The organism is Nocardia araoensis NBRC 100135 (assembly GCF_000308435.1).
GTDB lineage: Bacteria > Actinomycetota > Actinomycetes > Mycobacteriales > Mycobacteriaceae > Nocardia > Nocardia araoensis.
This window is the reverse complement of record NZ_BAFR01000324.1, coordinates 1-10,666: the sequence shown is the minus strand read 5'-3', so window position 1 is coordinate 10,666 and position 10,666 is coordinate 1. Positions and strand designations below refer to the sequence as shown.

The 10,666-nt window shown below is 62.4% G+C and carries 10 protein-coding genes and 2 pseudogenes; 7 read left to right on the top strand and 5 right to left on the bottom strand.

Features of this window, described 5'->3' with window-relative positions; translation table 11 throughout:
- Positions 1–202, top strand: a pseudogene (locus tag ON21_RS31380) (IS5/IS1182 family transposase); the annotation flags it as partial.
- Between the two features lie 295 nt (positions 203–497).
- On the opposite strand, the gene ON21_RS38915 reads toward ON21_RS31380, so the two are convergent.
- Entirely contained in the window at positions 498–1,058 is a 561-nt protein-coding gene (locus ON21_RS38915; protein ID WP_157171068.1) for a hypothetical protein, read from the bottom strand.
- A gap of 29 nt (positions 1,059–1,087) precedes the next feature.
- The gene (locus tag ON21_RS38910) at positions 1,088–1,627 is read right to left on the bottom strand and encodes a hypothetical protein (RefSeq protein ID WP_157171067.1); all 540 of its coding nucleotides are present in this window, start codon (positions 1,625–1,627) and stop codon (positions 1,088–1,090) included.
- Positions 1,628–1,795: 168 nt separating this feature from the next.
- On the opposite strand from ON21_RS38910, the gene ON21_RS31375 reads away from it, so the two are divergent.
- The 6 genes from ON21_RS31375 (at position 1,796) to ON21_RS38900 (ending at position 6,924) form a co-directional block, all read left to right on the top strand.
- Positions 1,796–2,119 carry a transposase gene (locus tag ON21_RS31375; protein WP_039804072.1) on the top strand — a complete coding sequence of 108 codons (324 nt, stop codon included), beginning with the start codon at positions 1,796–1,798 and terminating at the stop codon, positions 2,117–2,119.
- Complete coding sequence (locus ON21_RS31370) at positions 2,119–3,048, top strand: IS3 family transposase (RefSeq protein ID WP_039804067.1); 930 nt, start codon at positions 2,119–2,121, stop codon at positions 3,046–3,048. Before ON21_RS31375 ends, ON21_RS31370 begins: the two co-directional genes overlap by 1 nt.
- Positions 3,049–3,052: 4 nt before the next feature.
- Positions 3,053–3,262 carry an IS3 family transposase gene (locus ON21_RS41140; RefSeq protein ID WP_373281168.1) on the top strand — a complete coding sequence of 70 codons (210 nt, stop codon included), beginning with the start codon at positions 3,053–3,055 and terminating at the stop codon, positions 3,260–3,262.
- A 1,222-nt stretch (positions 3,263–4,484) separates the two neighbouring features.
- Entirely contained in the window at positions 4,485–5,528 is a 1,044-nt protein-coding gene (locus ON21_RS36190; RefSeq protein WP_051021532.1) for a tyrosine-type recombinase/integrase, read from the top strand.
- 8 nt (positions 5,529–5,536) lie between these two features.
- On the top strand, positions 5,537–6,283 hold the full coding sequence (locus tag ON21_RS38905; protein ID WP_157171065.1) for an IQM protein middle domain-containing protein: 747 nt from the start codon (positions 5,537–5,539) through the stop codon (positions 6,281–6,283).
- A 53-nt stretch (positions 6,284–6,336) separates the two neighbouring features.
- Positions 6,337–6,924, top strand: coding sequence for a hypothetical protein (locus tag ON21_RS38900; protein WP_157171064.1), 588 nt, complete (start codon positions 6,337–6,339; stop codon positions 6,922–6,924).
- Between the two features lie 376 nt (positions 6,925–7,300).
- On the opposite strand, the gene ON21_RS31360 is transcribed toward ON21_RS38900, so the two are convergent.
- The 3 genes and pseudogenes from ON21_RS31360 to ON21_RS41130 all read right to left on the bottom strand — a co-directional run.
- Positions 7,301–9,868 (bottom strand): Tn3 family transposase, encoded by a 2,568-nt coding sequence (locus ON21_RS31360; protein ID WP_373281167.1) that lies wholly within the window; start codon positions 9,866–9,868, stop codon positions 7,301–7,303.
- Entirely contained in the window at positions 9,861–10,220 is a 360-nt protein-coding gene (locus ON21_RS41135; RefSeq protein WP_373281166.1) for a DUF4158 domain-containing protein, read from the bottom strand. The genes ON21_RS31360 and ON21_RS41135 overlap by 8 nt, the downstream gene beginning before the upstream one ends.
- A gap of 89 nt (positions 10,221–10,309) precedes the next feature.
- Positions 10,310–10,666 (bottom strand): annotated as a pseudogene (locus ON21_RS41130) (hypothetical protein); the annotation flags it as partial.

The following is a 10,666-nucleotide window of genomic DNA, read 5'->3' as shown; positions in this document are numbered from 1 at the left end:
TATCACCGGCTACATCGCACGCCGAGGCACCCGCGACAAAGTCACCGCCGGCCGCTGGATCGTCGAGCAAACCTTCGCCCTGCTGCACCAGTACCGTCGACTGGCCATTCGATGGGAACGACGCACCGACATCCACCACGGATTCCTCGACCTCGCCGCCGCCCTGATCTGCTGGCGACGACTCAGCAACCGAACTCGATAGGAGCTCTAAACCCGGCGCCGCAGGCTCAATCGAGACGGTAACCGCCGCGCGAACTCCGCTATCTATGCGATCGTCATCGCACGTCCACGCTGGAACACCTGGATCCGCAACTACGTCGCCGCCAACAGGCGGACGGCAAGGCTCGCCGTGAAACGGCGAAAAAATGAAGCTAGGGATTACCTGCCGTGCCGAATCCGTCCTGGTCCTCATCGTCAAGAGTTTCGAATAACGGACCCCAGAACCTAGTCTCACGCACACTGATAATTGGATTTCTCCGAAGCAAGGTAGAGGCACGTCACTTTGACCGCGGTGAGCGTGAGGTTTTCGACGGCCAGGGATTAGCCAGTTTTCCTTGCTTTTGAAGGGACTTGATCCAGTCCTGAGCGACATGATGGGGAATGTCGTAGTGTTTGGCAACTTTCGCGATGCTGCCGAGACGCCAGTAAGTTACACCGAAGTCCGATGGCGCTCCTGCTCGTTGCTCTTGCTGACGCTGAGCCCGCTGCTGCGCTGTCCCTGCGACTTTAGGAGCAGGCTCACTAACTGCAGCGTCGCCGATACTCTCTGAGGCGGTCGGCGGAATGCCCGTTTCTGCCCGTGGCGAGACAGATTCTCTGGCAGAGGACAGCTTCGATGCCAAGCTGATTTGCGGACGGCCACCCGACAGCATGTTCGCGGTGCGAACAAGGAGCGGAAAATCAACACGGGCCAGGTCTTCAGGAACATAGGCCTCGCCAGTAGTCTCAGCACGTACCTCGGCCAATCGTACTCCGGATGCATCAATCTCTACGGTTGCAATGGCCGCTACGACGCCGGTTCTGGCGTCCGAGATCGTGATCGTATAGCTGTCTTTCATTGGCTACCGAATCCGTTCAGGCTGACGATCTAATTCTTGTTCGTGGAGGAAGTTTCCGCAGATGGGTCAAGTTTGCGCAATCGACCCATCCATCCTTGAGCTGTGTGTCGAGGTACGCCGAAATGCTTGGCAACCGCGGTGACCGTGCCCAGGCGCTCGTACGTCGCACGAAGCTCGTTGACATCGGGCATTCTCCGATAGGCGCGTCCGCCTTCCCCGTCCGTGGTGCGTGGAGTTGCTGCCTGATCAGCAAGCGCTGGCACTGAAACGTTCTCGAGCATCATCTGTTCCGATTGCTCCGCACGCACTGCGGAGGGAGTCGCCGCCACTGCGGCCCGCGGACCCAAAGGCAAAAACCGGCGAGCTAAGGCAGTCACAACCGCCTCGATGTCGATGTCACACACCTGCTGGGATGTCAGACCAGCAGGACCCGTCGTGCTGATGGCAATACCGGTGACACGCGTATCGGATGCAGAGGCATCGACTCGTATCGCTAGCTGCGGAGCATCGCTGCAACATCCCTGACCGTTCGGAGAGTCGGGGATGATGACAACGGTGTAGCTACCCATGGGCAGTGTGGTCCTTGCGACGGTTTCCGAGTGTCGGGTGTGACGGCTTCAAACAATACCATCCGCACCTTCAACTCCGGCTGCCCAGTCAGGCGTCCTGAGGTTCACCCCCGTGTAGTGGACACCGAGTTAGCAGGATCGAAGGTTCTGCTGGTAAGGATGTTTGCTATGCCTCCTCGCAAGCGTCGGTCGTACACGACCGAGTACAAGGTCGAGGCTGCCCATCGGGTGATCGACTCGGGGCGAACGATCGCCGATGTCGCCCGCGAGTTGGGTATCGACGCCGGGATGCTGAGTACCTGGGTCCGAGACGAACGTCGCCGCGTCGAGGCGGCCACCGGGCAGGGCGAGGAACCGTTGTCGGCTTCGGAGCGCGCCGAATTACAGGCACTACGGAGACGAGTTGCTGAGCAGGACAAGGATATCCAGTTCCTTAAAAAAGCCTCGGCGTACTTTGCCGCGATGCAGAACAACCGGCCCGGTTCGATCTGATGGCGAAGTACGCCGCCCCCGACGCCGAGGCGGTGGCCCCTACCGCCGGCACCACCATCGCGCCGCAACGGTTCGGTGTCGCCCGGATGGCCAGGCTGCTGGAGGTCTCGGCGTCGGGTTTCTACGCATGGCGCAAACGTCGGGCCGCGACAGCGTTGACGCTACGGCAGCAGCGCCGTGCGGATCTGACGGTGAAGATCCTGGACGTGCACACCGATTCCGAGGGCACCTACAGGTCACCACGGATCACCGATGAGCTGCGTGAGCGCGGGGAGACGGTGAGTGCCAAGACTGTCGCCAAGATCATGGCCGAGATCGGGATCGAGGGCATCAGCCCACGCACGTTCAAGATCCGGACCACGGTGGTCGATCCGGTGGCGTCGTTCCCGCCGGATCTGGTGGCACGCGCGTTCGACCAGGGCCGTCCCGATGCCGTGTGGACCACCGATTTCACGTATCTGAGCTGTGGTGAAGGCGAGATGTATTTGTGCGCGATCCGGGACGGGCACACTCGCCGGGTCCTCGGGCATGTCGTGGCCGACCACATCGGTGCCGATGTGGTCGAGACCGCGATCGAGCAGGCGGTCGCCGTGCGCGGCGGCCGGGTGCACGGCACGATTCTGCATTCCGACCGCGGCGGGGAATTCACCGCCGCCCTGACCGCGCAAGCCTGCGCACGGCACGGTCTGCGCCGCTCGATGGGCGCCACCGGCATCTGCTGGGACAACAGTCCCGCCGAATCGCTGTGGTCGACCTTCAAACACGAGTTCTACTACCGCCACACCTTCACCCGAAAGACCGAACTCGTTGCTGCGGTTGACAAATGGATTCACCGCTACAACACTTCCCGACGACACTCCTCGATAGGCGGTATCAGCCCCCTCCGCTACGAGCAGTCACTGTCGACAGGCGCGGCAAGCGCCGCGTAATCAACTGTCCACCATTCGGGGTGAACCTCAGAGATCATCGTTATGTCGATTCCATGCCAGCTCCGGCGGCACCGTCGGGTCTCCCCGGGTGCACGCGATCCTGGCCCGCCGTGGCATCTCGCTCGGCCTCAAACGAGTCGAGAGGGTGATGCGTGGCGCGGATTTGCAGGGCGCTTTCCTGCGGAACGGTCGAAGGGGAACTTCCGCATATTGAATGACAGACCGTTCGAGAGGCCATGGTGAAGGACTACAGCGTAGCCGACCAGACGGCAGCGGGAGCGACGGCGTCCGCTGGGGCTGGGGCTGGGCACATGGCGGCTGGGAGTTGCGCGGCGCAGAGCTCGAGAGGCGGATGACCGCTTCGGTCACGCGAAACCTGACTTGCTCCGCAACCGAATCCTGCTCAGCCACTAATCATCACGCGACCTGATGATCACGAAATATGGGCAAGAACCACATTCCGAAGAGCGTCGACACGGGCAGTGGGTTACCTGATCTCGACTCTCGTGTTGTGGGTGCTGATCTCGACTGCGGTTCATGCAGCCTTCACGGCCGTCGCGTCCGGCGTGGATCGCACGGCATTTTCGTGATGCTCCTGTTGGGTCGCCGCCCCGGCTCATGCTGAACGTTAAGCGATCCGGTCAAGGTCGTGAAGTAATTGATAAATAGAAATGCTTGATGCGCTATGCTATTCGTTGCTTTAATAGTGTCGCCGCGCTTGGACATTGATAGTCAGGGACGGAGCGTGGCAGGACCGTCGAGACACCAATATCGATGGTCCAGTCTGCCGCTGAGGCGTCCCGACCCTTCGCTCCGCGAGAAGGGTCGGGATCCTCTCCTGTGATCGGGTTGGCGACGGCCTGGCCAGGTGAGTGTGGGACGAGCCGGCGGCTTGTACCGACTCATTCACAGGATCGCCCGGGTGTGAGGGATACGCGCCCCCGGGCGAAGCGGGCGGACATGTTGGCCCAGGAATCCTGAAGCTGTCACGAGCCGCAAAGTAGGGGTGGGACCAAATACACCGGAAAGTAGGGGCCGCGGCGGGAACGCTGGTGCTGGGAGCACGTCCTGCCCTACGGCGAGGTCAAGCTGAACATGACCAGCCGCCTCACCCTCAGCGGGTGAAGCGGCCAAGCAGCAGAACTCGGCGACCAGGCTGGCCAACGAACGTGCGGATTTCGTCGCTGATTGGGGATTCCGCTTCGATGCCTGTGTCAGCGAGGGGTCGTCGAGTGTCAGTCGCGGTAGTCCACGCCCGAAGGCTCCCCGCAGCCTCGAGGGAGCTGAAGCTCGTTCCGCCATAGTTGAACTGGCCCCTAGCTATGGCAGATAACGGCGCATTATCTGACAACACCGGGCGATGCTCCTGGAGAAACATCCCGACAAGCCACGCCCCTTTCCGGCGTGTTATCTGACATTCGAGGAGTCGTGAGCCGATGACCCCCACCCGGCGGCTGGCTCCGGTCCCCACCATCCCTGCCGGGATGCCGACCGCCGCGGCGCTGGCGCAGTACCTGCGATGGCTGGCCGGTCATCGCGGTCGCTCCGGACACATCACCTCCCCGGAGACGGTGCGCGCCTATACCGGTGCGCTGCCGATGGCATTCGCCGGTATCGCGACCCTCGCCGAACTCGACAGACCGGGCCGAGACCGGCTGCACCGCAATATCCGCACCGCGTGGGTCCACCGTGCACCGGCGACGTTCAACACCAAACGTGCCGCGGTCGCCAGCGCCTTGAACTATTTTCAGGCCCAGCAGTGGATCGGCGACGCCGCCGCGGTGCTGGACGGGCTGGGGCGCGAGTACCAGCCCAAACCCGACGCGAACCGAGTTCGTTCCCGGGAGGCGATCGATCGGCTGATCGCCGACAAACGGTGGCCACTGGCCGACCGGACCCTGCGGGCGATGCTGTACGCGACCGCGGGCCGCGCCGAGGAAGTCCTGCGCCTGGACGTCACCGACCTGGACCGTTCCAACCGGCGTGCCCGCACCCGCCGCAAGGGCGGCAAGCCAGATGAATTGCTCTACGACATCCGCACCGCGCGTCTGCTCGGCCAACTGCTCACCGCACGCACCAGCGGACCGGTCTTCCTGTCGCGCCGCACAGCCCCCGACGACGGCACCGTACTCGACCATGACATCGACCCGGTCACCGGGCGCCGACGGATGAGCTACCGCACCGCCGAACGACACCTGGGCGCCGCGACCGACGGATGGGATCTGCACGACCTGCGTCATTCCCGGCTGACCCACGCCGGGGAGGACGGCGCCACCGACACCGACCTGATGAACTTGTCCGGTCACGAAGACCGCCGCACCCTGCAGCGGTATCTGAAACCCAGCAAGGACGGCACCCACCGCCGACTCGACGACATCGACGCCCGCCGCGTCACCTGGACACCCGGCGCGGACGAACTCGCCGCCCGCCTCTCCGCGGCCGAACGCCCCGCGCCGGCCGCAGTGGCGAGGCGCGAGTGAGCAACGGCGTGACCAGGATCCTGGGCAGAGTTTTGGAAGATCTGAAACGCATGACCAGGAGGGGAGCCGAGGGTGCTGCGGACATGCCCCGAGGCGCAGCTCGCTATGTCAGGTCAGATCTCGACGAAAAGTTGCACGCCGACCGGCATGGCGCGTACGAGATCAGGAAAGCAGGCGAGGGACTGAGAACACAGGAACACCCGGGGGTGTCTCCTGTCGACGATATTCCCTCACCACCGCGTCCGATCGAGACTCCGTTCGAAACGGTAAATCTTGATCCGAAGTACGCTGGCGAAGATAAACCCGGAAACACGGTATTCCCTGGGTTCCAGGTAAAATATCTCACCGAGGACGAAAGGCGTCACTACGAGATCCGTGTGGTCGACGGAAAACTATACAATGCCGAAAACGAACCCTACGACACATACGATGCAAAAGGCTATTGGGGAGCTATAGGCACCGCCACTTTTGTGATGGATCAAAACGGACGCTTGTATTCATCACTGATATCGGAGCCGGGAAGATTTCACCACTCCAGCTACCTGGCCGGAGAACCCGTCGCCGGAGCCAGGATAATTCACGTAGAAAACGGAACTCTGAAGAGATTGTGGGCAGATGATGCCGGACACTACAAGCCAAGCAGATCAATGGCGGTCCAGGTGGTTCGACACCTGCGTAATCTAGGCGTTTCGATGGATGACGTAAAAATCCTTCTGCGATCCAAGGATAATCTGTTTAAGCAATACAAGATCTGAAAATCATTAATACACGGGTCAGATCGGCAATAGACAAGGGGAGATTGCCACCCATGGAAGAAGAATCACAAGCTGTCGTAAATGCAATTCTGCTTGGCGTAAGTACCGCAGAGTCGCTTGATTCTAGCTGGGTCGAGCGCATCGCTTCCGGTCTTTTGAGTAGACCCCTCTGGTCGCTGACGCCAGACGAAGAGTACCGAGCTATCGTCGATGCCCTGAATTCCCGCAGAAATCTCAATGCGAGCATTGGCGCAAAATTATCCGATAACGAGATACGCAATCTCCTCGCAAGGATAGTTGATCGCCTAGATGAAGCGCGGCCATGGCCGATGATGCCATTCTCGATTTTACCCGAAACAGTATGGGAATCTTTTTCCGCAGTGGAGCCAATGGCGCGGATCAAAATTCCATGGCCAAGGATAGAGAGTAAACTGAATAGAACGTTCTATCGCTCAGCCGACGGTTGCCAATACCTTGCAGTTCGTCTCCGCTCCGGGGCCGAGGTCGCGTTTGCCTGGAGATCAGGTGATTCCGTCACCTCAATTATGCCGGCCGATCGCAATCCATCCACTTCAGCAGTGATCAAAGAGATCATCGAAGCCACAGAATTGACCGCCGGAGATTTCATACTCACCCAATGAACCCTTCCGCGCCGGGGCGCCTGCAACACTGCTGTCACCGGGTAGAGCGATCGTGTCGGCCTGGCAGAGCAGGGGGGAGCTGCCTTACCCGTCGGTGGGGAGTGCGGTAAGCGGCTTCGATGGCGTGGTTGGCAACCGGCCTTCATGTACCACCACGCTCACCAGCGAACTCGTCACCACCGACTATCACCACGGCCTCGCCCGGCTCATCGGCCACGAGATCGACCACCGACGGGGCTCTGTACCGGGCCCGGATGCGATCCGGCATCGAACCGATCCTCGTCGAGCAGCACAGGCAGACCGGCCGCGACTGGGACTACCCGCAACGCTGAAACCCGTTACTATGCGGCCTGCCTGGCGAGGTCGAGGCGACGGTTCATGTCCAGCAGGAACCGCCCGTAGGGGTTGATGTTGGACCAGAACAGCGCCGAGAGGGTGCGGCGCTCGTTGTCTCCCATGAGGTTACGGAACTGCGGGTCTTGCAGCACCCGTTGCAGCAGCAGGGTGTTGATGTGGACCAGCGAGATTGCAGCAGGTGCAATGCGCGCATGGACACCTCGGTGTGCTCGCGGTCCGGGCCGGTCAATGCGCCGTCTTTGCCGTAGTAGATGACGCCGTTGCCGGAGTTCCAGTTCTCCACCACCTGCAACCCGCTGTGGATCTCGTGACGTAGCTCCTCGGAGCTGAGGTATTCGCAGGCGAAGATGGTGCGCACCGCGCGGCCGAGTTCTTCGAGGGCCTGGTAGGTGGGGTGTTTCGGGCCGGCGCGGGTGAACCGGCGCAGGATCGACTCCGATTCGGCGGTGCCCAGCCGCAGCGCGGTCGCGTATTTGACCATCTGGTCGTACTGCTGGGCTATCAGGTCCCAGCGGATCGGGCGGCTGGCCACCGGCCCGAGATTGCTGTAGGCGGCGTTGTCGTCGGGTCGGTACAGCCGGATGCTGCCGATGTTCTTCAACCTGGGCAACAGCCGAAACCCCAGCAGTTCGGTGAACGCGAACCCGACGATGTTCGCGCCATGGGTATCGACATAGTTGGATTCGATCTCGGCGTCGGTGCAATGCCGCAGCAGGCCCTCGATCATCGACGCCACCTCCGAGGACGAACACGACTTCAGCTGCGAATAGATGCAGACCCGGTTGCGCTCGACGTGCCAGTAGATCATCACCCCGGCCCCGCCGTAGCGCTGGTGATACTCGGTCATGAAGTTCGACTCCCACGACCCGAACTTCTTCGAATCACTCGCGCACGCCGTCCCCCGGCCCCACCACTGCGGCTCCCGGTCGGCGAACGTCGCGTTGGCCAGCTTGACGATCGCCCGGCGCATGTTGTCGCGGGTCACGAAGTGCCGCCGCACATGCCGCAACGTGGCTTCGGTCTCTGCGTGCTCGCCGGTATTCACGATCGCCTTGATGCCCATGTTGGTGCCCAACGCGAACAGCACCAGCAGCAACCGCCGCCGCAGCGTGTCGCGGTCCATCGACTCACGCGAGGCCACCGACACGAACTCCATGGAGAAGTCGGTCAGGAAGTCGGCTTCCTTCAACACGTCGAGCAGGTCGATCGTGCCCCAGCGGCGGGCTACCTCGTCCTTGATCGCGGTCAGGTTCTCCGGCTCGATGAGTTTGTCCAGCTTCGGTACCGAGATCCACGGCTCGCCACGGCGCTTGGTGATCCGCACCCCGCCGGTACTCCCCTCGATCAGGCCCCTGTCCAACCCTTCCAGCCCGGCCGTCATCCGTGCGCGCAGATCGGTGATGAACTCGGTCGCATCCAGCGGCTGACGCAGCGCGGCGTAATGGACCTCGCGGGCCTGCTCGAAATCACCCGGCAGGTCGTCTTCCGGGTTGCGCCACCGGTTGCCGCCCTCGACGTAGATTTCGCGCCGGCGCAGCGCGTCACGCAACGCGACCAGCACGCACAGCTCATACGGGATGCGCTCGACCCGGTCGCGGTCGTCGACCACGGCTTCACGCCAGGCTTTCGGGACCACGCCGTCCAACGGCACCAGGGCGTGCTGGTCGTAGAAGCGGACCTTGCCGTCGATCGTGGCATAGCGCGCCAACAGTTCCATCGCCACCATCACCGGCCGGTAGGCGGTGTTGTTGCACCGCAAGTCCAGCGCGGCCAGCAGCGGCAGCATCCGCCGGTAGTGATTGGAGTACGAGCTGCGCAGCACCGTGCGGACCCGCTCCTGGAATACCTGCTCATTGGCCTTGGCTTCGGTGACCAGCTCCCGCAGCGTCTTCTCCCCGACCACCGGGAACAGTGCCTTGCGCACGATGTCGTCGGGGTGCTCCACGGCAGCCTCGGCCAGCTTGAACAGGATTCCCTCCTTCCCCCGGACCCGCCGCAGATCCTCGGTCAACTCGCGCTCCACCCGCCGATCTGCGCGGGTATTGATCCGCAACACCAGACTGATCAGCAGATCCACCAGGGCGTCGGTGATCTCCGCCGACCGCATCCAGCACAGCACCGCCAGCAGCGTCAGCCGGACCGGCTCCGGGGCGTCGCGCAGGTCTGACGGGAACATCCGCGCCGCACGTGCCCGCCAGGCGTCGACAAGCTTCTCGCTGGCATCGGCGAACAGCTCCGCCGAAAGCTTCAGCGAACGGACCGCGGTCAGCTTCTCGATCTCCCGCAGCAGCGTCTCCAGGCTGACCTTGCCGGGGTCGGACTTCAACTCCGACAACAGATTCCGGCCACTCGCCAACGCAGTGGCAGTCTCGGCGACCAGCTCGTTCAGAGCCTGGACCGACGCCGCACTCAGACGCGACATCGTGCGGGCGCAGAATCGCTGATCGAACGTCGATCGCGCCGAACCCACCAGGCGATCGATCCGGCCGGGTGTCGGCGGCTCCAACTTCTCGGCCCGACACCGCACCAGCACAGCCTCGCGCAGCCGGTCCTCACGCAACTCGACCGGGCACATCTCCTCAGCCAACCAGCCAACCAGCCAACCAGCCAACCAGCTGGTCCTCGTCGCTGACAGCGAATTCCCGGAACCCGAAAGCAGCACGAACCTGGGCACGGTGATACTCGATCGTGCGGCCCGACCACCGATACGAGGCGAACAGCGCCGGATCGACCTTCACCTGCTCGGCGACGTAGCTCACCACCGCAGGCGGCACCTCCGCCCCCGCACGAGGGAACCTCGCCTCGATCTCGAAAAACTTCAGCAATACAGCGAACCCGAGCCTGGTAGCCCCCGACTTGTTGCCCACCAACCGCCAGTCGTTCTTACCGATCAGCGTCCACGACCCGATCAGATCCTCAGGCGACCACTCCAACTGCACGAAACGAAACCGTAAAGCGTATCAACAGTTACCCGCGCGTCCTACTTTGCGGCTCATGACAGCTTCAGGATTCCTGGGCCATGTTGGGTCTAGAGGATGCCGCGAACAAGCTCCATGTCGGGCGCCGCTCGTAAGGGCGTGCTGCTGCGCACCCGCGCGAGCATGGGACTGCCCTCGGTTGGGTTAACTTTTGACCTGTGAGGATCCGTCCTCGCTGGAGGATTTTGACCATGCCGAAGCCGTATCCTGTGCAGGTCATCACGCACCGCATCCTCGTCCCACACCGCTCTGGCCAGGAAATGCTGCATCGCATCAGGTGTTTCGTCACCAGCAGCCTCGGCCAGGGTCCAACAATTCTTCTTCGGCAGCTCGGGCATCAACCCGCTCACCATCTTCCGATCCGTCCGCCGAGTATCCACACGCCCGAATCGCCTCGCCACACGATC